At 64.1% G+C, this 20667-nt stretch carries 17 protein-coding genes and 1 pseudogene; 7 read left to right on the forward strand and 11 right to left on the reverse strand.

Annotated features, from left to right (window positions below):
- The first annotated feature begins 27 nt into the window (after positions 1–27).
- The gene (locus tag FJ887_RS10815; RefSeq protein ID WP_137826601.1) at positions 28–3141 is read left to right on the forward strand and encodes a DEAD/DEAH box helicase; all 3114 of its coding nucleotides are present in this window, start codon (positions 28–30) and stop codon (positions 3139–3141) included.
- Positions 3142–3148: 7 nt separating this feature from the next.
- Here the strand turns inward: FJ887_RS10815 and FJ887_RS10820 are convergent, their stop codons facing one another.
- The 3 genes from FJ887_RS10820 to FJ887_RS10830 form a co-directional block, all read right to left on the reverse strand.
- Entirely contained in the window at positions 3149–4774 is a 1626-nt protein-coding gene (locus FJ887_RS10820) for a zinc-binding metallopeptidase family protein (protein WP_137826602.1), read from the reverse strand.
- Complete coding sequence (locus FJ887_RS10825; RefSeq protein ID WP_137826603.1) at positions 4771–6474, reverse strand: amidohydrolase; 1704 nt, start codon at positions 6472–6474, stop codon at positions 4771–4773. The genes FJ887_RS10820 and FJ887_RS10825 overlap by 4 nt, the downstream gene beginning before the upstream one ends.
- 92 nt (positions 6475–6566) lie before the next feature.
- Entirely contained in the window at positions 6567–7871 is a 1305-nt protein-coding gene (locus FJ887_RS10830; RefSeq protein ID WP_137826604.1) for an MFS transporter, read from the reverse strand.
- Positions 7872–7928: 57 nt separating this feature from the next.
- Between FJ887_RS10830 and FJ887_RS10835 the strand changes: the two are divergent.
- Positions 7929–8159: pseudogene (locus FJ887_RS10835) on the forward strand (Lrp/AsnC family transcriptional regulator); the annotation flags it as partial.
- 156 nt (positions 8160–8315) lie between these two features.
- The gene (locus FJ887_RS10840) at positions 8316–9023 is read left to right on the forward strand and encodes an Lrp/AsnC family transcriptional regulator (protein WP_249356885.1); all 708 of its coding nucleotides are present in this window, start codon (positions 8316–8318) and stop codon (positions 9021–9023) included.
- 41 nt (positions 9024–9064) lie between these two features.
- On the opposite strand, the gene FJ887_RS10845 is transcribed toward FJ887_RS10840, so the two are convergent.
- Both FJ887_RS10845 and FJ887_RS10850 read right to left on the reverse strand, forming a co-directional pair.
- On the reverse strand, positions 9065–9259 hold the full coding sequence (locus tag FJ887_RS10845) for a hypothetical protein (protein ID WP_137826606.1): 195 nt from the start codon (positions 9257–9259) through the stop codon (positions 9065–9067).
- Positions 9260–9429: 170 nt separating this feature from the next.
- Positions 9430–10419 (reverse strand): cation diffusion facilitator family transporter, encoded by a 990-nt coding sequence (locus FJ887_RS10850; RefSeq protein ID WP_137826607.1) that lies wholly within the window; start codon positions 10417–10419, stop codon positions 9430–9432.
- 224 nt (positions 10420–10643) lie between these two features.
- Here FJ887_RS10850 and FJ887_RS10855 point away from each other — a divergent pair, with 224 nt between their 5' ends.
- The 3 genes from FJ887_RS10855 (at position 10644) to FJ887_RS18545 (ending at position 13174) form a co-directional block, all read left to right on the forward strand.
- Positions 10644–11681, forward strand: coding sequence for a DUF2891 family protein (locus FJ887_RS10855; RefSeq protein WP_137826608.1), 1038 nt, complete (start codon positions 10644–10646; stop codon positions 11679–11681).
- Positions 11682–11817: 136 nt separating this feature from the next.
- Entirely contained in the window at positions 11818–12258 is a 441-nt protein-coding gene (locus tag FJ887_RS10860) for a (deoxy)nucleoside triphosphate pyrophosphohydrolase (RefSeq protein WP_137826609.1), read from the forward strand.
- Positions 12245–13174 (forward strand): HNH endonuclease, encoded by a 930-nt coding sequence (locus tag FJ887_RS18545; RefSeq protein ID WP_249356884.1) that lies wholly within the window; start codon positions 12245–12247, stop codon positions 13172–13174. The genes FJ887_RS10860 and FJ887_RS18545 overlap by 14 nt, the downstream gene beginning before the upstream one ends.
- Before the next feature lie 204 nt (positions 13175–13378).
- On the opposite strand, the gene FJ887_RS10870 is transcribed toward FJ887_RS18545, so the two are convergent.
- The 6 genes from FJ887_RS10870 to FJ887_RS10895 form a co-directional block, all read right to left on the reverse strand.
- On the reverse strand, positions 13379–14260 hold the full coding sequence (locus FJ887_RS10870) for an HTD2 family dehydratase (RefSeq protein ID WP_137826610.1): 882 nt from the start codon (positions 14258–14260) through the stop codon (positions 13379–13381).
- Positions 14261–14262: 2 nt separating this feature from the next.
- The gene (locus FJ887_RS10875; RefSeq protein ID WP_137826611.1) at positions 14263–15411 is read right to left on the reverse strand and encodes an acyl-CoA dehydrogenase family protein; all 1149 of its coding nucleotides are present in this window, start codon (positions 15409–15411) and stop codon (positions 14263–14265) included.
- Positions 15412–15548: 137 nt separating this feature from the next.
- A complete protein-coding gene (locus FJ887_RS10880; RefSeq protein WP_137826612.1) occupies positions 15549–16865 on the reverse strand; it encodes an Nramp family divalent metal transporter in 1317 nt (438 codons plus the stop codon).
- A 141-nt stretch (positions 16866–17006) separates the two neighbouring features.
- Positions 17007–17588: a carboxymuconolactone decarboxylase family protein gene (locus FJ887_RS10885; RefSeq protein WP_137826613.1), complete on the reverse strand. Its 582-nt coding sequence runs from the start codon at positions 17586–17588 to the stop codon at positions 17007–17009.
- Between the two features lie 10 nt (positions 17589–17598).
- Entirely contained in the window at positions 17599–17973 is a 375-nt protein-coding gene (locus FJ887_RS10890) for a GNAT family N-acetyltransferase (RefSeq protein WP_137826614.1), read from the reverse strand.
- Positions 17974–18068: 95 nt separating this feature from the next.
- Complete coding sequence (locus FJ887_RS10895; protein WP_140955386.1) at positions 18069–19145, reverse strand: pirin family protein; 1077 nt, start codon at positions 19143–19145, stop codon at positions 18069–18071.
- Positions 19146–19368: 223 nt separating this feature from the next.
- On the opposite strand from FJ887_RS10895, the gene FJ887_RS10900 reads away from it, so the two are divergent.
- The gene (locus tag FJ887_RS10900) at positions 19369–20610 is read left to right on the forward strand and encodes a glutaminase (RefSeq protein WP_137826938.1); all 1242 of its coding nucleotides are present in this window, start codon (positions 19369–19371) and stop codon (positions 20608–20610) included.
- Positions 20611–20667: the final 57 nt, after the last annotated feature.

The raw sequence follows: 20667 nt of genomic DNA on the forward strand, positions 1-20667 counted from the left end.
GTCAGGACGGGGTGAGAGGATGGGCTCGTGCCTACCGATCGTCCGACCTCGCCGCAGCCTCGGCGGTCTGAGAGCTCCCACACCGATTGGCGCACGACGTTCGCTTCCTTCGCCGAGGTGACGCCGCAGGAGCACACGCCCGTGGCCCTGGGCTTCGAGCTCATCGAGGTCGTGCCCCGCACATGGTACGAACCGCAGCGCACGGTGCTCCTGACGCGCAATGCCGTGAGCCCGCGGGCGAACCCGACCCTGGCGATCCGTCCGCTCGTCCTCAGCGAATCCGGGAACTGGGTGAAGACGTCGCTGACGTGGCGCACGATCGACCGGATGACCACGCAGTTCGGGGTCGACCCGCGCCATCAGGAGTGGTTCTCCCAGCTCGCGGGCCTGCGCACCCGCGACAAGACCGATTTCACGCCCGACGGTGCACCGTACCACCTCGGCGATTTCCACACCCCGCTGATCTGGGACATCTTCACCCACGGGGCCGAGCTCGGGATCGCGTTCGTCGGTGTCAACCAGGGCATGGACGTCCGCATCGGGCGGAGTGCCACCGCCCTCATCGACGTCGCCCGGGTGCCCGGTCGTCTCCGCGTCCAACCGCAGGTGACGATCGATGAGCGCGAATTCGCGCCGGGGTTGGCGAAGCCGATCTGGACGCACGGATTCTTCGGTGTCGACACCCGCACCGGTTTCACCGTCACCCTTGCGCCGGCGGCGGTGCCGACGACCACCTCGGCGCTGCCGGTCTTCTCCGCCCCCGGCCCGATCACGATTCCCGCGGCCGAGGCCGAGGAGTTCTTCGCGGAGTACTACCCGCTGCTGCGCACCTCCGCGCAGGTCGTCAGCTCCGATGATTCTGTGACGTTTCCGCACTTCAGGGACCCGCGTCTCGTTCTCTTCCTCACCTTCGGGACCGCGGACCGGCTGAGCGTGCGCTGGTACTGGGAGTACTCCGGGCCGCGTCGCAGGCTCCCGGTCCGGCCGGTCGACCGCCTCGGCGAGAACCGCCTCGGCGACGAGCGTCGGGACCACGAGCACGAAGCCGCGGTCCTCGCCGAGGTGAGCACCCACCTCGCCCGGTTCGCCCTGTCCGACCCTGGGGCCGAGTTCCCCACCACCCCGACCGATATCGACCTCGACGACGCCGACACCGCGGATTTCGTCGCGAACATCCTCCCCGGCCTCGAGGAGATCGATCACGTCACGGTCATCACCCGCGGCAGGAGGCAGCCGTACCGTGAGCTCGGGGGCGATCCGAGCGTGAAGATCACCTCGGTCGAGTCGGAGAAGAACGACTGGTTCGACCTCGGCTTCCAGATCACCGTGGGCGGCAAGCCGATCCCCTTCGCGAAGCTCTTCACCGCGCTCGCGAAGGGGGTGAAGAAGATCAAGGTCGTCGACGACACCTTCCTCACCCTCGATCGACCCGTCTTCGACCGCATCAAGGCCCTCCTCGCCGAGGCGGAGCTCATCCCCGAATGGGAACCGGGCGCCCCGAAGATCAGCCGCCTCCACGTCGGTCTGTGGTCGGAGTTCGAGGACCTCGCCGACGAGGCCGAACCCGCCGTGACCTGGCGGGAGTCCGCGCAGGCCCTCACCGAGCTCGACCGGCTTCCCGCCACCCCGGTGCCGCACCTCGACGGCGTCACCCTTCGGCCGTACCAGGTGCAGGGGTTCCGCTGGCTCGCGCTGCTGCACCGGTGCCGCCTCGGCGGGATCCTCGCCGACGACATGGGGCTCGGCAAGACCCTGCAGACGCTCGCGCTCATCGCCCATGCACGTCGTCAGGCCGCCGGCAGGGAGCCGCCGTTCCTCGTCGTCGCCCCCACCTCGGTGGTCCCGGTCTGGGCTCAGGAGGCCGGACAGCACACCCCTGATCTCGATGTCCGCGTCGTCAGTGAGTCGACGAAGAAGCGGGGCACGTCCGTCGCCGAGGTGGCCGCCGGTGCCGATGTCATCGTCGTCTCGTACGCGATCCTCCGTCTCGACGACGACGAGATCGCCGGCCTGGACTGGGCGGGGCTCATCCTCGATGAGGCGCAGTTCGTCAAGAACGCGTCCTCGCAGGTCCACCAGGCGGCGAAGGCGGTGCGCGCACCGTTCCGCCTCGCGCTCACGGGCACGCCGTTGGAGAACTCGCTGCGCGACGTCTGGTCGCTGCTCTCGATCACCGCACCCGGTCTCTTCCCCTCGCCGCACCGGTTCGAGGAGGAGTACGTGCGGCCGATCGAAGGCGGGGAGAATCCGGGGCGGATGCAGCGTCTGCAGCGCCGGATCCGGCCGTTCATGATGCGTCGGACGAAGGATCTCGTCGCCGCCGATCTGCCGGAGAAGCAGGAGCAGGTCATCACCGTCGAACTCTCGGCCGCGCACCGGAAGCTCTACGATCGGATCCTGCAGAAGGAGCGGAAGAAGATCCTCGGCTTCATCGAATCCGACTACGACCGGCAGCGGTTCATCGTCTTCCGGTCGCTGACCCTGCTGCGGATGCTCGCGCTCGATCCGCGCATCGTCGACGCCGAGCACGCCGAGGTGCCCTCGAGCAAGCTCACTGCGCTCCTCGACCACCTCGACGAGGTGGTCGCCGAAGGGCACCGGTCGATCGTCTTCAGTCAGTTCACGTCGTTCCTCGATCACGTCGCCGAGGAGCTCGATCGTCGCGGTGTCCCCTCCCTCATGCTCGATGGGTCGACCCGCAATCGCGCCGAGGTCGTCGAAGCGTTCCGGTCGGGGACGGCGCCGGTGTTCCTCATCAGTCTCAAGGCCGGCGGGTTCGGTCTCACCCTCACCGAGGCGGACTACGTCTTCCTCATGGATCCGTGGTGGAATCCGGCGGCGGAGAATCAGGCGATCGACCGTGCGCATCGGATCGGGCAGACGAAGCACGTCATCGTCTACCGCTATGTCACCGAGGGCACGATCGAGGAGAAGGTGCTCGGTCTGCAGCGGAAGAAGGCGGAGCTCTTCGACTCACTGATGAGTGAGGGCCCTGCGAGCGGCGAGACGCTGTCCGGGTCGGGTTCCCGGTCAGGGTCGGGGGCGTCGGATGGGTCGGCGTCGGGGGCTTCCGGCCGCGACGGGCAGGCGTTCAGCCGGGAGATCACCGCGGAGGACATCCGGGATCTCTTCGACGGGTGAGGGGCGCTCACCAACGTCGTTCTCCATTGAATCTGTCGAATCGATAGTCTGGCCAGGGCAAATCGAACGGTGCCTCGAAATCGGCTGGCAGCAGTGCCGGCATCGGTTCAGACGCTGCCCGCGACTCGAACTCGGCCTTCGCCCTGGCAAGTATCTCCGGCTTCGTCAGCAGATCAAGGAACGTTCCGGCAATGGTCTTCCCCGCAGTGACGATCGTTGGTGAGATGGTTTCCCGAATGCCTCCGAGGGCATTCATCACCCACGCTGGGTATGCTGACACATTTGGCAGAGATGCCAGTGCCGGCCGGGAGACATAGAATCGCACGAGCGGCGCGTAGTGGCTCATCTCGACATAGTCATCGCTCGTCCAGTTCGTCTGCCACGCCGGCATCTGATTGCGAAGCTGCCGCTCGGCTTCCTGTGGTTCGATCAGACGCTCCGATTCCGCAATGAAGGGATGCTCAGCCGCCTCGACGCCGAGAGAGCGCTGCATTGCGCGCGCAATCTCGACCGCTTCGGATCCGTACGTCGGCGGTCCCACTTCCACTAGGTTGTCGTACAGCGCCTGCGCAAGGACGTGGTTCGTCCGTCCTGGACGGCTGCGAGCGACCCACCGCTCTTCCACGGTGCAATGACCCGCGAGAGCGGCCGCCTGTGCGTTGCGATCGAGGACCTTGAGAATGTGCTCGGCCATCTCGATGTCCGGCGTCCTCCACGAGAATTGGACTCGGGCAACTCGGTGAGGAAGATTATCTGCCGTGGCCTGGCCATCCGGCAGAATTGCGTCAGAGAAGCTCCAACCACCGGATGCCGGCAGCATCGAATCGAGCATCGACCGGGACATCGTGTACATGGTCGTCAGCGAGAGATTCGCTCCCGGGGCTCGAGCAGCTGAGTGGGACGCTGGAATCGGCGAGTGAGGATCAGCGCTGCTGAGCTGCCAGGTCTCGGGACTGTCGCAGAGGAATGAGTACACCTTGCTGTAGTAGGCCCCGCACTGGGTGTCCCACCGAGCCGTGTTGCACAGCGGCAGCATATAGAACGGATGGAATGACACGATGGCGTCAGCCGCGTCGTAGTAGCCGCGGAGACCGTGAACGACCTTGGACCCGTGCATCTTCTCTGCAGGCTCCCCGGTATAGAGCAGTGTCCCTGGAATGTTGTGGATCTCCATCGCGTTCTTCGTCGCGAGCAGACCTGCGAGTGTGGAAATACCCAAGGCCGAATGCGGATCGGTGTGACCAGGCGCAAAGCGATTCAGCCCGCTTCGCGGTGTTTCCATCGTTGCATCGGCCTGACAGTTGCCGGGAACTGCATCGTATTCGGCATACGTGAGCAGGGTTGGAATGAACAATCCGGTGTCGCTGCAGTTCGTCCACCGAGCGAAGAATGCAGTCGGCATTCCGCCGGAGCCGCTCTCAACCTCGAAACCTTCTGCTCGCAGCTTGGACACATACCAAGCCTGCGACTCGTATTCACGCCAAGCCGGCTCTGCGAGATTCCAAATATGCGCATGCCAGTCGAGAAGCTCCCCCAGATGGTCATCTACCCACGCGCACGCTGTCGCTTTTGCCTCGCGTCCGAAGATGGGCCCGGTCCCTGATGCGTCTGACCAACCTGCGCCAACGATCATTCTCGGACGCCTACCGGTCGTGCAGATTTCGCAGCAGCCGTTGAATAGCAGCGTCGACCATCAACCCAGGTCTCGATCACGGGAATCGACGCGATATCCTCGACAGCACTGGTGATCGGATCGTCTCCCAGCACCGTGAAGTCTGCGCGCTTCCCTACTGCGAGAGAGCCGAACTCATTCTCACGGCCAAGCGTCTTAGCCCCTTCAAGAGTGTGGGCCCGAAGTGCATCTTCGGCAGAAATACGTAGAGAATCCGGTCCGAGCTTGTGTCCGCGGCTGGTCATGCGAGTAACTGCGGTCTGGATCGCTTCGAGTGGTCGTGGCTCCGCCACCGGCGCGTCCGAGGAGAGTGTCACCGGCACTCCCGCGTGGACAAATTCGCCAAGCGGATTGAATCGCTCTCCGGGTGTGCCAATTGCCTGCTCTACTCCTTCACCCCAATTGAAGTAATGCTGCGGTTGGTTGACAGGTCGAATTCCGAGCTCTGCCATGCGGGTGATTTCGACCGTGTCCGGCAATCCGCAATGTTCGATCCGGTGGCGGGAGTCGGGATCCGGCCGCTCGATCATCGCCGCTTCGATGGCGTCGACCACTATTCGAATCGCCACTGGGGATTGAGCGTGGGTCGCCGTCTGGAGGCCGGCCGCGTGGGCTCGGCGCACGAGGCCAGAGTATTCGTCGACAGAATGATAGAGCTGTCCGGTACGGCATGGATCCCCGACATATCCTTCAGGGAAATAGGCAGTCCATCCACCGAGAGTGCCGTCAGCATAGAGTTTGATTCCCGCTGCCGAGAGGAAGGCATTGCCGAAAGGTCCGGTGAGCCCGAGGTCGAGCACCTGGTCCAGTAGATGCGAGAGAAAGTACATTGACACGCGAACCTTGAGTTCGCCGCGGTCAACCATGCCGAGGTATGCCGCGAATTCGCGCTTGGAGACTTGAGCGTCGCCGATGGCCGTGACCCCTCCAGCGAGGAACTTCTGCTGGACGATATCGAGTTGACGCTGATGTTCAGCAGGCTCGTCTCCGAGGTGGAAATTGGGTCCGTGATGCCCGATTTTCACGCCGCCGAGTCCGGTGAGCACGTTGCTCGCGGCGTCCGAGAGCTCACCCGTCAGTTCCCCGTCCGCGTCGCGAAAGAATTCACCGCCGTCCGGATTCGGGGTGTCCTTCGTAATCCCGAACTTCTCGAGCGTGAACGTGTTGACAACACCACCGTGGCCCGATGCATTCATGACGTAGACTTCACGGTCTCTTGAAACCTCATCGAGCTCGTACCGAGTTGGGTGGCGTCGTTCCACCAGGTTTCGCTGTTCGTACCCGTATCCGCGAATTGGAGTCCCGGGAGGAAGACTTTCAGCGCCGACTTTGAGCCTAGTGACGATATCCGGTATCGAGGCGGCTTTCTCAGGAGAAACGTCGACCCATGTGAGCATCTGCCCAAACATGAGCGGATGCGCGTGCGGATCCACGAAGCCAGGAACAATCGTGGCGCCTCGACGATCAATTCTCACAGGGTCAAGTTGCATCTCAGCGGCAGCGTCCTCGACGTCTGCGGGAGAACCGATTGCGAGGATTTTTCCTCCTTCGATGAGCATCGCTGTGGCATTCGGGGTGTCGTCGTCGACGGTACGAATCAAATCCGCGGTGATGACCGTTGGATCGGAATCGCGATCGTCAAACGTGGCAAGTTTGCGCATGTGATCTCCTTGGACTGCTAATGCTTTTGATTGATTTCGACATCGGACCAGATGGTTTCTGAGGATGAGCGATTGCTGCTCAGATCGTGAGTTCAGTGCGTCACCGGTACGTCGTCTTTGTGCTGCGGAGCCAATGCCGTCGATACCCAGGCGACGATGGAAAGGAAGGCGAACAGACCTATGACTGACCACACGGTTCCCGTCGCTGCTTGGAGAGTTGTGGCCGCGATGGGGGACAGTCCTCCCCACACCGCGGCCCCGACTCCATAGGCGAGCGACATGGAGGTATAGCGCGCCTGCGGCCGGTACATCTGAGACATCAGGGCCGACAAGGGTGCCCAGGTCGCACTCATAGTCACCCGTATCGCCGAGACGAGGATGTAGATGAGCAGCACATTATGCCCCTCGATGACGAGGACCAACGGAATCGCACAGAGGAATGACAGTCCGACACCGAGGTACATGAGCATTTTCGAGCCCCATTTGTCACCGAGCCAGGCCAATGGCAGAGTCACGACCGCTTCCAGGAACGACGCCACTGTCATCGCACCCAGAATGATCGAAGCCGCAAGACCGACATCTGGACTGGTGGCATAGCTCTGCACGTAAGTGGTGGCGAGGTAGTAGCCGCCGGATGCAATAGCCACCATGCCGAATCCCAGCAGGATCGGATACCAGTTGAATCGCAGTGCGTAGAGGATGGGGGTTGATTGGGACGAGCCGGACTCTTCGAAGACTGGAGTTTCTTCGACACGCAGCCGAACCCAGATCCCCACGCCGATGAGGATGATGCTGGCGAGGAACGGTATCCGCCAGCCCCAGCTGAAGAGCGCCTCTTCACCCATCAATGACAGCGCCCAAAAAGCCCCCGACGAGAGGAGCGCGCCAAGAGGGTTGCCCAACTGCGTGAAACCGCCATAGAAGGTCTTGAACTTCTCTGGCGCGCTCTCGACAGCCATGAGGCTCGCGCCTCCCCATTCACCGCCGACGGCGAGTCCCTGCACGATGCGAAGGAGGATGAGGAGAACCGCTGCCGTTGCACCAAGAGTGGCATAGCCCGGCAGGCATCCGACGAGAACGGTCGCAACTCCCATGAGCATCAACGTGATCGTGAGCGCAGGTTTGCGACCGAGTCGATCACCGATGTGACCGAAGATGATGCCCCCGAGCGGACGCACGAAGAAGGCCACCGCATAGGTACCGAAAGACGCGAGTGTGCCCAGCGTTCGGTCGACCTCAGGGAAGAAGACCTGGGGAAACACGATCGCCGCCGCCGTGGCATAGACATAGAAGTCATACCACTCGATAGTCGTACCGACTGAGGCAGCGAAGCCTGCTCGCAGCGCACGCCTATGGGACCGTTCCGGTGCGGTAGGCGAATGAGTTGAGCTGGTCATTGTGAGCTCCTTTGCTCGGACGGGCCCGTTTCATGTTTTCCCGATCACGGACTTGGCATGAGTGTAGGACCGCCGCCTTCAACTGTCACCGACACTTCATTGGTCAAATACGGACGTTTCCAGCTGTTCTGTCGCTATTCATTCCACGACCTCCGCCTATCTGTGCTAATTTCGCTCTACCAGGAACGTTATGGAGGTCATTTGCCGCAGTCTGAGCATTCTGAACTCGACGCCCATCTCATACGCGCCCTGCAACGGGATGGACGGAAGAGCGTGCTTGAGCTCGCCCGCGAGCAGGGAGTTTCCCGGCATGTGGTTGCGGAGCGCCTGCAGGTGCTGCGGAAGCGCGAAGGACTGCGAATAGTGGCCGCTCTTGACCCAAGTGCTGTAGGCCATCACGTTCTCACTCACTGCATGGCACGTGTCGAGGGACCCGTCCGCGCAATGGCTGATCAAGTCGCCGACTTGCCCAATGCTGTATTCGTCTCGGTCACCAGCGGGGACAGGCCTCTGGTGTTCGAGTCACGGCATGCAAACAGCCGTGAATTGCTATCGACATTGGATCAGGTGCGCTCAATCTCGGGAGTCCGGGACATCAGAGTCACTACCTATGTCGATGTGCTTCGCGGATTCTTCGTTGCGCGCGAGTTGAAGCCGATCAGGCTCGATGCACTGGATCACGACCTCATTGCAGAGCTTCAGCAGGACGGAAGGGCAAGCTATCGGACGCTCGCGGACGCCATTCGTTTATCGCCGTCCGCCGTCCGGACGAGGGTACGACGCCTCGTCGATTCTGGAGCGATCAGGATTGCTGCGGTCAAATCCGGAGGACTGTCCCCGGGACGCTTTGCCACTGGATTGGGCATTGTTCTGCGTGGACGTGACGAGAGAGTTCGTGAGTTCGTCCTCGAGTCACAGACGATCGAGTTCGCAGCTCGATCACACGGTGCGTACGACTTCGTCGCGACTGCGGTCGGAGGCTCTTCCGCTGAAGTACTGGACACCATTGAACGAATTCGCGGGTTCCCCGAAGTGTCCATGGTCGACACCTGGGCCCACTATGACCTGGTCAAAGAAGACTATGCAAGAGCACTGGGTCGAGTCCTCAAGACATTGCCGCCGCCTCCTGACGAGGCGTTCAACACAATCTGAAGACGACCAACATCGACAGACAGGCTTTGGATCTCAGGTATTCATTCGGCGGTCTCTCTGAAGTGCAAATCCACAACACGGCGATGTCCAAACTGCTCGCCGCCCACGTTCATTTCGATACCCAGCACTGCTTGGACGTCTAATGTTTCAGAGTCAGAACGCAACGGCGTCGAGGTGACGCAGTCTGGTTCTTCAATGTGGGAGGGCAAACGGACGACCGCCTTGGTCGCTGTCACGCAGGCATCAGCACCGTGACCGAAGCCTTGACGACAGTATCCGGCTAGCGCTCCAGCTCATTAATGAGACTACATCAGTACATGACAGATTCCGTCCTCACGTCAGGGAGAACGATTGGGCCCGTTGCGTCAGCAGGCGCACGGAAGTTCGGGTTCGTCACAAACTGAGGTCAGAATCCCGCATCCACCAGCGGCACGAGCGGCTTCTCCCCGGGAGCCGACGGGGTGAGGACGACTTCCTGGACCATGGGGTTTTCCTCGAGGTGGCGTTCGACGGTGCGCAGGCGCACCGCGAGCTGGCTCTCCTTCGCATCGCCGACGAGGTCGACGGCGGCGACGACGTAGACCTTGCCCGAGCCGACGAATTCGACGTGGAGGTAGGTGACCTCGACGATGTCCTTGTCCTCGAGGAGGGCGCGGAGGATCATGTCGCGGATGCGCGGAGTGACGTTCTCGCCGACGAGGTAGCGGCGGTTGCGGTCGATGAGGACGATCGCGACGATGCCGAGGAGGATGCCGACGAGGATCGATCCGATCGCGTCGAAGGCGGCGATGCCGGTGATCTGGTGGAGGAACATGGCGAGGAACGCGATGACGAGTCCGATGAGAGCCGCGGCATCCTCGGCGAAGACGGCCCGCAGTGTCGGGTTCGAGCCCTTGAGCACGTAGCGGAGGACCGGCTGCCGCAGCTCCGCCGCCCGGCCCCTGGCCTGACGCACCGACTGCAGGAAGGAGAATCCTTCGAGGACGAACGAGATCGCGAGCACGATGTACCCGACGAGGTAGTTGCTGTCGTTGGATTCGTGGGAGAACAACGATTGGAATCCGTGCCAGATCGAGACGGCGGAGCCGACCGTGAAGATGCCGAACGCCGCGAACATCGACCAAACGTAGGCCTCGCGTCCGAAGCCGAGGGGATGTCTGGCGTCGGCGGGGCGGGAGGATTTGCGTTCGGCGATGAGGAGGAACACTTCGTTGCCGGCATCAGCCCAGGAGTGGGCCGCCTCGGCGACGAGGGCTGCCGACCCGGTCATGCCCGCGGCGATCGTCTTCGCGATAGCGACGGCGAGGTTCGCCGCGAAGGCGATGATGACGGTGAGCCAGCTGCCCCCGGCGGCTTTGTGAGCCTCCGTATCGACGCCACCCTTGCCGGCAGTCATGCCCGAACCTCGAGGAGGGACACGGCCTGGATTGCAGGGCACCCTGCGGTCGAAGTCGTCATGGCAGCGTCCTCTCGGTGGGCGGTCGAACCGTTGGAGACCAGCTTACGTCCGACCGCCTCGGCGGAGGGGCTGTTTCACGTCAACGACGCTTGCCGGTCTGGTCGGATCATCCGACTGCACTCGACTACTGTTGGATTACCCCAGCCGAAGAGGACTCACGCATGACCGCACCCGCCGATTTCGTTCATCCGTTCGCGCAGGTCGCGCTGACGAACATCACGCAAGACTATCCGTACGCGGCGCATCACGTGGCGAGCAGTCTCGCCGACATCGTGCCTGCGAGTGAGAAGCACCCGGCGTTTGCGAACTCGTTCGACTGGCACTCGAGCGTTCACATGCACAATCTGCTCGTGAAGCTCCTCGACACCGAGGCGGCGCAGGACGCGCCGTGGCGCGACGAGGCGATCGAGCTGCTGCAGCTGCACCTCAGTGCCGTGAAACTCACTGCGGGGGCCGCGTTCCTGCGCGACCATCCGGGGTGGGAACGGCCGTACGGATGGGCGTGGGCGGTCGAACTCGTCGAGGCGCTGCGGACCAGCTCGGACCCGCAGTTGCGCGAATTAGCCGAGGGCGCGCAAGTTCTCGCGGACACGGTGTTCGATCTCGTGGTCGCGTGGCTGCCGAAGGTTCCGGAGCCTGTTCGGCACGGGGTGCATTCCAACACTGCGTTCGGTCTGCGTCGGATCCTCCTCAGCGCTCGCGCAGAGGGCCGTCGGGACGTCGTCAATGTCATCGCGGGTGCGGCGCGACGCTTCTATGCCCAGGACGAGGCATGGAACTTCCGTCAGGAGCGCAGCGGTCAGGACTTCCTCTCGCCCGGACTGTGCGAGGCCGACCTGATGTCGGAGATCCTCACCGAGGATGAGCTCGCCGTGTGGCTGCCGGCGTTCCTCTCGGAGCTGTCCCCCGAGTCGCCTGCACTCTCACCGGTCGAGGTGCTCGACCCCACCGACGGCCAGCAGAGCCACCTCTATGGCTTGGGGCTGTCGGTCGCGGCATCGATCATGCGCCTCGCCCCACAGCTCGAGGAGATCGCCCAACGACACGACAGGGCCGACCTCGACTCCCTGGCCAAAGGCATGCTGACCCGTGTCGATGCGCTCATGGCACCCGGGCTTGAGGCTGCCGTCTCCGATGAGTACATGTCGTCGCACTGGGTGGCGACATTCGCGTGGGGGGCACTTGAGCTGCGGAGCTGATAAGTCCGGAAGGTTCAGCTTCCTCGGTACACGCCATAAAGTTCCCGATACCTCTCGCAAGAGAATCTTTGGGTGATTGGATAGTATTTGCCACTCGAGCAACGTTGATTCCCGCCTTCTGGCATAGCATGAGGTCATGGTTGAGATGCTCAGAGTTGTGGGAGCGGTAATCGAGCGGGACGGCAAGATTCTTGCCTGCCGCCGCCGGCCCGAGAAGGCCGAGGGCAGCAAGTGGGAATTTCCGGGCGGAAAAGTTGAGAGTGAAGAATCTCCTGAACAGGCACTCAAACGCGAATTGGCCGAAGAGCTCGAATTGTATGACGTTCAGGTACTTAGTCTGGTCGAGCGCGCGACTACCGCAAGCAACGGCAAACACATCGACCTCGCTTGCTACCGAGTAGAGGTGGCGGATCTTCCGGTTACGAGCACCGACCATGATTCGATGCAATGGTGCACCCCAGACCAACTCATCACTTTGGACTGGGCCTTGGCAGATCGACCGATAGTCGACTCACTGGTATCTGTGACTGCCCACCCGGAAGATAAGCGTAAGAGGACCCGTCGTGCCAAATGCTGAACCCTCAGGACTCCGACAGGCCGCAATCGATTGGCTCCAGCTACGCTCAGACGGCGGCCTCGAACCATTAACGCGAGAAGACATTCTTGACTTTCACTTCGCGGGTGAGCCTGTCAGGCTCCAGGCTCCGATGCAAGGAATCTGGAAACCAAGTGGATACCAGGCCGCGTTGTCGTTCCGCACCGCCTACACTAAGCCAGGCGATCCGCCTCCTTATGAGGATAAGACCGGAGATGACGGCCTATTCCGGTACAAATGGCGCGGAACTGATCCCAATCACCCTGAGAACGTCGGACTCCGGGAGGCGATGAAGCTCCGTTTGCCGCTTATTTGGTTCCTCGGTGTCGCCATGGAGCCAGCTAGGTATCAAGTCATCGCTCCGGTCTACATCGTCGCAGAGGAGCCCCGACAGCAACAGTTCGCATTCACTGCTGCCGAAGATGCTGTTGCCGCCTTTGAACTTGAATCCTCTGTACATGAAGAAGTCACCCGTCGCTATCTCCAACGACTGGCCAAGGTGCGGGTACATCAACCTGCTTTTAGGTCCATCGTCCTATCTGCCTACGAGAACCGCTGCACCATTTGCAATCTCGGCCACCCGGGCTTGCTCGACGCGGCGCACATTGTTCCTGACCGAGACGAGGGAGGAATCGCGGCAGTGACCAACGGTTTAGCGATGTGCAAAATTCATCACGCAGCATTCGATCACAACTTCCTCGGCATTCGCCCAGACAGTGTTGTCGAGATCAGGCACGATTTACTCAAAGAAGTCGACGGCCCGATGCTTAGGCACGGTCTCCAAGAACTCCACGGGCGGCGCCTGATGAAAGTCCCGGCGCATCGCCGAGACCGCCCTAAACGGGAATTGCTAGAGACTAAGTACGAAGAGTTCAAAACCGCGACTGCGAGGGGTTGAAAAGACAACAAGTAGTTCGGCACGAAATACGAGCCGATTTAGCCTCCGGCTTGAACTTCCTCGCAGCTGCTGCACGGACAGATGCCATCTGATCTCGCTTGCCCGGAAGTTGGCCCACCATTGTGACCTCAGCGCAGCGCTTCAGAGATCAGTTTCGTAGTACTTGGCTGTCGGTGATAGCGCCCACCTTCTGATCCATCACCGTCACTCCTCCGTCGTCGCCCCTGCAGTCATCACCGTCACTCCGCACGGGCCCACGGCTTCGAGCTCGTACCGTCCCTCCTCCGCTTTCCGTCCGACGAGATGGATCTGCTCGTTGACGAACACCGGCGCCTTCGCCGTGAACGCATACCCCGTCACCTCAGTGTTCGGATGAATCCGGAGAAACGCGTCGAGGAGGAACGTCGCCGTGAGAGGGCCGTGAACGATGAGTCCCGGGTAGCCCTCCACTTCGGTGACATAGGGGTGGTCGTAGTGGATGCGGTGCGAGTTGAACGTCAGCGCCGAGTACCGGAAGAGCATGACCTCATCGGGGCGCACCGTTCGAACCCAGTCCCATCCCTCCGGTGCCGGCGTGTCCGACCGCGGCGCCGCAGCCGCCGACCCCGCGCCGCGGTGTCCCCCGTCGGGCGTTCCTGCCCGAGGTTCGGTCGCTTCCCGGTAGACGATCGTGTGCCGGTCAACGGTGGCAAGCGTGCCGTCTGCACTGATGTCGTGCCGAACGACGACGAAGCACAGTGGCCCGCTGCGTCCGGCCTTCTCCGTCACCGATTCGATCGTGGACGTCCGCGCCAGCGCCTGGCCGGGGCGGATCGGGCTGTGGAACTCAAGCGCGCTGCCTGCCCACATCCGCCGCGGCAGTCCCACCGGCGGCATGAAACCACCGAGCAATGCATGGCCGTCGCCGCCGAGCTCGCTCATCGGCACATCGTCCTCGGGGAACTGGAGCCAGTGCCCGAGCGGGAACAGCGCCGTAGGCTCGTCCGCGGCCTCACCCCCGAGCAGCACAGTCAGCCTCCGAGCCCGCTCAACCGAGGCGACATCTTCCCCGGTCTTCGTCCGTCCGACCCACTCCTGAAGATCCATCGTCACACCCGGTTTCGTTCGATGAGCTGCTTGGCGATGACACCCAACTGGATCTCGTTCGTCCCCTCGCCGACGATCATCAGCGGCGCATCCCGGTAGTAACGTTCGACGTCAAACTCGGTCGAGTACCCGTATCCACCGTGGACGCGGATCGCGTCAAGGGCCACCTCGGCGGCCATCTCCGAGGCGAAGTGCTTCGCCATTCCCGCCTCCATGTCGACCCGCGCCCCAGCGTCGAAGGTTCGTGCGGCGTGAAGGACGAGCTGGCGAGCGGCCTCGAGCTTCGTCGCCATCTCCGCGAGCCGATTGCCCACCGCCTGATGCCGCCAGATCGGCTTGCCCATCGACTCCCGCTCCTGGGCGTACTTCACGGCGTCATCGAGCGCGGCCTGCGCGACCCCGAGCGACCGCGACGCCACCTGGATGCGCCCGATCTCGAGCCCCTTCATCATCTGCTTGAAACCGAGACCCTCGGTGTCGCCGAGCAGCTGCGAGCGCGGCTGACGCAGACCGTCGAAGAGAAGCTCGCACGTCTCTACGCCCTTGTATCCGAGCTTCGACAAATCCCTCGAAATCGTGAAGCCCTCGCCCTTCTCGACGAGGATGATCGAGATTCCGGCATGCCGTGGCTCGGCGTGAGAATCGGTCTTGCACAGGAGCGCGATGAGGTCGGACCGGCGGGCGTTGGTGATCCACGTCTTCGATCCCGAGATGACGTAGTCGTCCCCATCGCGCACCGCCGTCGTCCGGATCGCCTGGAGGTCGGAGCCGCCACCGGGTTCGGTCAGCGCCATCGTCGCACGCAACTCTCCCGTCGCCATCCGCGGCAGGTAGGTCTCCTTCTGCGCGTTGGTGCCGAAGTCGGCGATGAGTTTCGCGACGACGGTGTGACCACCCATCGCCCCGGCCAGCGACATCCACCCCCGCGCGAGCTCCTGGGTGATGAGCGCGTACGCCTCCGTCGAGACCTTCCCCGCACCCCACGGCTCAGCGATCGCGAGCCCGAAGATGCCCATGTCCTTCATCGTCTGGATCCACGCCTCGGGATATTCATCGGCGTGCTCGACCCGGTTGACGTGCGGTCTGACGTCGTCGTCGATGAACTTCGCAACGGTGTCGATCATCATCTGCTCTTCAGCGCTGACAGCCATAAGGCGATTCTCGCCGTTCCGACGCCAATGCGCACCACCTCGGCGGATGACGGGACGGAGCCCCACCTCGGCGCGGTCAGGTTCTCAGGAAACCCCCGCCTCGGCGCGGTCAGCTGGGGAAGCGGAACCGCACCGCCCTACCCCACGAACCCCGACACGGACTCGATGACCTGGAGGACGGCGAGGAACCCGAAGAGGCCGAAGCACACGGCCAGCAGCACATTCGACCACCAGCTGTTGCGCAGGGACACCGGCACCGAGGAGCGGTTGAGGATGACGAGGAGGGCGAGTGCGAGCACGGGGAGGATGAACGCGCTGATCGCGGCGTAGACGAGGACGAGGGTGACGGGCCTGCCGAGACCCATGATGATGAGCGTCGCGACGCTGAGGTAGACGAGGACGACGCGGAACTCGATCGACGTCGCCGACATCTCGAACCGCGCCTCGTCCTGGTGCGGGTAGCGGCGGAGCACGCGGATGCAGTCGGCGGTGACGTAGGCGATGCCGGAGAACCCGCCGAGCACGCTCGTGTAGACGACGGCGAGGAAGCTGAGCAGGAAGATCAGCCGCCCGACGTCGCCGATCGAGGCGATGAGACTGTCGGCGATCGCGAAGAGGGCGTCGTTGTCGGCGATCGTGAAGCCCTGACCGTAGAGGATGAACGCGCCCACCGCGCTCATCGCGACGGCGAAGACGAACACGAGACCGTAGCTGATGAGCAGGTCGAGGCGGACGACGGGCTTCCAGTCGGCGCTGCGCCACGACTTCTCCCGGATCCAGAACGAGTACGCGAGGATCCCCGTCGCCCCGCCGACCCCGCCGATGAGCGACATCACCGTGATGATCGAGGTCTGCGGGAAGACCGGCACGATCGTCTCCGCCGCGACCTCCTGAGCACCCTGACCCTGATAGACCGAGAACGCGAGGGCGATGATCCCGAAGAACATGATGATGCCGAAGCCCATCATCGCCTTCTCGACGATGCCGTAGCGGCCGATCCCGACGAGGACCGCCGCGGAGAGGAGGACGACGATCGCCGTCGGCCAGAACGGCAGGACGGGGAAGATCGCCTGGAGGATGTTCGCGCTCACGGCGACGACGCCGGCGCCGAAGAAGAGTCCGACGAGGAGTTCGGCGATGAGGAAGAGCGCGGGGAACAGTCGTCCCCCGAACCGGGTGAGGTGGGAGAGCAGCGACCGGTCACCGCTCATCTGCAGCCGCGACACCGCCTCGGAGAGGACGAACTTCAGGGCGATCCCGACCGTGAAGACCCAGATGAGGGCCAGCCCGTACTCGGCCCCGGAGTTCATCGTCGTGATCATGTCCGAGGCCCCGACGCTCGCGAGGGCGAGCACGATCCCCGGTCCGATGAGCCGTAAGCGTGCGGGCAGAGTCGCCGGCGCCGAGGCGGTCGCGGGCTCGGTGGTCGACGGCGGTGTCGGTTCGGCTGGCATTCTCGTGTGACTTTCCTCAGGTCGGCGCAGATCGGTCGCACCTCGGCCGGCAGTGGGCCGAGGTGCGACAATCAGTGTGCCTGGAGGCGACCGCCGGTGCCCCGGCGGTCTCAATGGCTGGGCGCGTCAGCCCTGCGCAGCTCAGCCTTCCGCAGCCCTCGTCCCCGCGGAACCGCCGCTGGTCGAACCGCCGCCGGACGCCGCCGCACTACCGCCGGAGCTCGGCGGCGCCCCGCCCCCGGCGGCGAGCATCGCCGCGAGCTGCTTGCCCCCGACGGTGGGATGGTTGCTCGCGATCGAGATGCGGTTGAACGCGTTGATGAGCGTGACGACCCATTCGATCGCTGAGATCTGCTCCGTGCTCAGGTGCTGCCCCACCTCGGCGGCGACCGCTTCATGGTCGACCGGGACGGACAGGTCCGTCAGCGACTCCGCAAGGAGCAGGGCCGACCGTTCGACATCGCTGAAGATCTCCGCATGCCGCCACGCGGAGAGGATGTCGAGTTTGAGCTGGTCGACCCCGGCCTTCCGCGCGGCGGGCACGTGGATGCTCAGGCACGTGTGGCACCTGTTCATCTGTGACACACGGGAGTTGACGAGCTCGATGAGCGCGACGTCGAGGCCCGCAGCCACCGCCGCCTTCCGGGTCGTCTGCGCGGCGGTGACCGCAGCCTTGTAGATCTCGGGATTGGCCTTGTCGATGAAGGGTCTGTTCGCGTGCATTCCGCTGCGCTCAGGCCTCTTGCTTGACCTGATCGAAGTCCGCGCCCGTGGGGTTGCGGAGCTTGCCGCCCTCGGCGATGTACTCATCGCCGGACTCCTGCAGCTTCTTGACGAAGAGCGGGCAGATCGCGACGACGGTCTCGCCCTTCTCCCGGGCGTCCTTGAGCGCCTCGTTGACGAGGATCTTCGACAGGCCGCGGCCGCCGAACTTCGAGTCGACGGTCGTGTGATAGAAGATCCGCTCATTGGCGTCCTTCGCTCCCACGAGGTAGTGCGCCCGACCGGCGACCTCCCCGTCAGCGACCTTGATGTCGTAGGCGAGACCCGCCTCGTCGAGTTCGACGGTGACGTCTTCTCCGGTGGAGTCCTTGAGTGCATCGTTCATCGTTCTTCTCCTTGTGTCGGTGGTGCGGGGTGGGTGGTCGGGGGTCGTGGCCTGGAGCCGGGGGTCGGGAGGGGGTGGGCGGTGAGCCCCTCAGTTCAGAACTGCGTCTCCTCGTAGGTCTCGTCCTCCCCGCCCTGAACCTTCGGCGGCGGGTTCTTCCGGGCGGGGATCGGGGTCTCGGGAAGATCGGGGGCGGGCAGCCTGCCGAGGCCCTCGGCATTGCGGCCGGGCCCGCCGCGACCGACGTAGCCTTCGACGACGCCGAAGCGGTCCGAATGGTCCTGCCACTCCTGCCGGTATTCGACGATCTCCTCATGGGTGCGGCCCACGAAGTTCCACCACATGACGATCTCCTCGGTGAACGGCTCCCCGCCGAGGAGGACGAGGCGGGCCGGGGTCTCACCGCGGTTGGCGATGCGCAGCTCATTCAGCCCGACCCCGGTGTAGCCGATCGCGGCGACCGGAAGGGCGACGTTCTCAAGCGCGACGTCGCCGGCGTCGACGAGGAGGCCGTGCTCGAAGTCGGGGTTGACCGGCAGACCGACGCTTGCCCCGGGGTCGAGCCGGATCTCCGCGCCGAGGAGGGGCGAATGGGTCGTCACCGGGGACGACTCGCCCCACAGCTCCCCGAGGAAGACGAGGAACTCCCCACCGTCGAACGCTCTGGCCTGCGGGGCGTAGTGCTCGAACTCGCGCTCCTTCTGGTTCCGGGAGGAGTCGGGCAGCGCCAGCCACAGCTGGACGCCGTGGAGGGTCGTCGTGTCCTCCGTCGAGACCTCGGAATGGCAGATCCCGCGTCCGGCGGTCATGAGGTTGACCTCGCCGGGCAGGACGAGCCCGGCATTGCCGCCGGAGTCGATGTGCTGAATGGCGCCCTCGAAGAGCCAGCTCACGGTCTGCAGACCGGTGTGCGGGTGCGGCGCGACGTCCATCCCACCGGAGGGGGCGACATCCTCGGGGCCGTAGTGGTCGATGAAACACCACGGTCCGATGAGGGAGCGCTGCCGCTGCGGCAGCGTGCGGCGGACGGTCATCGCGCGCGGTCCGCCGAGCGGAACGTCGCGGGCGGTGATGATCTCGACAGGAGCCCGACCCTGCTGATCGCACTGCGGACCCGGCAAGCCCCCTGACCGGCAGACCACCTGGTCCGGGCGGGTCTCGACGTTGCTCATGGACACCTCCACTCCTGCCTGCTCCGACAGATCCTCCCCCGCCGAGGCGGTCGACCCGACCGAGGTTGCCTCTATGGTGCCACCAGGGGGCACGTCGTGCGCGACCGGGTCCCGCCTCGGCGCGGGATAAGGCGTCGAAGTCGTTGCGATCTCAACAATCCCACACATGTAAGGTTGCGTCCAGAGGCGGCCCGCCGGGCCGAAATCGCAGAGAGGCAGACCCATGCGCACTCCCATTCCCGACTACCTCAACGAGATCCTCGACGACCTGCGCGACGACGACCGTGGCGCCGTCGCGGACTACATCCCCGGACTCGCCGCCGCCGATCCCGACCGCCTGGCCGTCGCCCTGACGACGGTCGAGGGGCGCACGTACGCCGCCGGCGACAGCGACGTCGAATTCACCATCCAGTCGATGTCGAAGCCCTTCGCCTACGCGGCGGCGCTGACCGACCGGGGAACGGCCTTCGTCGACGGTCGCATCGACATCGAACCCTCCGGTGAGGCGTTCAACGAGCTCTCCCTCGAGACGGGCACCTACCGGCCGAAGAACGCGATGATCAACGCCGGCGCGATCACCGCCCACAGCCTCCTCGTCGGTGAGGGGGCGAGCCGGGACCAGCGGGTCGCGCGGGCCCTCGCGTTCTTCTCGACGCTGGCCGGCCGGCAGCTGCGCATCGACGAGGAGATCTACGAATCGGAGCTCGAGACCGCCGACCGGAACCTCTCGATCGCGCACATGCTCCACAACTACGGGATCATCGAGGACGACGCCCACGAGGCGGTCGAGGGCTACACGGCGCAGTGCTCGATCCTCGTCACGGTCTCCGACATCGCGACGATGGCCGCGACCCTGGCCACCGGCGGAGTCCAACCGGTCACCGGGGAACGGGTGATCGCGAAGCCTGTGGCCCGGCAGACGCTGTCGGCGATGGCGGCGGCGGGCATGTACGACGCGGCGGGTTCGTGGTTCAGCGATGTCGGGATCCCCGCGAAGAGCGGGGTCGCCGGTGGCCTCCTCGGCGCACTGCCCGGCCAGGTCGGGCTCGGCGCGTTCTCCCCGCGGCTCGACGAGCACGGCAACAGTGTGCGCGGCGTCGAACTCTTCAGCCGGATGTCCAAGGACATGGGCTTCCATCTCATGGAGGTCGAGACGACGGGGTCGCGGGCGCTGCGCGAGATCCGCACGGCCGGGGACACGACGACCGTCGACCTCCAGGGCACCGTGAACTTCAGCGGCGCCGAGGCGATCCTCTACGAACTCGACGACACGGCCGCACCGTCGGGCGCCGTGGTCTTCGACGTCAGCCGGGTCGACGCGTTCACCGACGTGGGTCGTCGCATGGTGCTCGAGGCGATGCGCCGGCTCACCCTCGACGGACTCGAGGTCGGGCTCTTCGACCCCGAGTCGAAGCTGCCCGACCCGGACATGGGCGACGGCAACCACCCGTTCGACGCCTCCTGAGGCGCGGGATATCTCACCTCGCCGCGGCGCGGTGTGGGTGAGGCGCCGAGGCGCTCG

Origin of the sequence: Brevibacterium sp. XM4083 (assembly GCF_006489205.2) — a bacterium.
Lineage (GTDB): Bacteria > Actinomycetota > Actinomycetes > Actinomycetales > Brevibacteriaceae > Brevibacterium.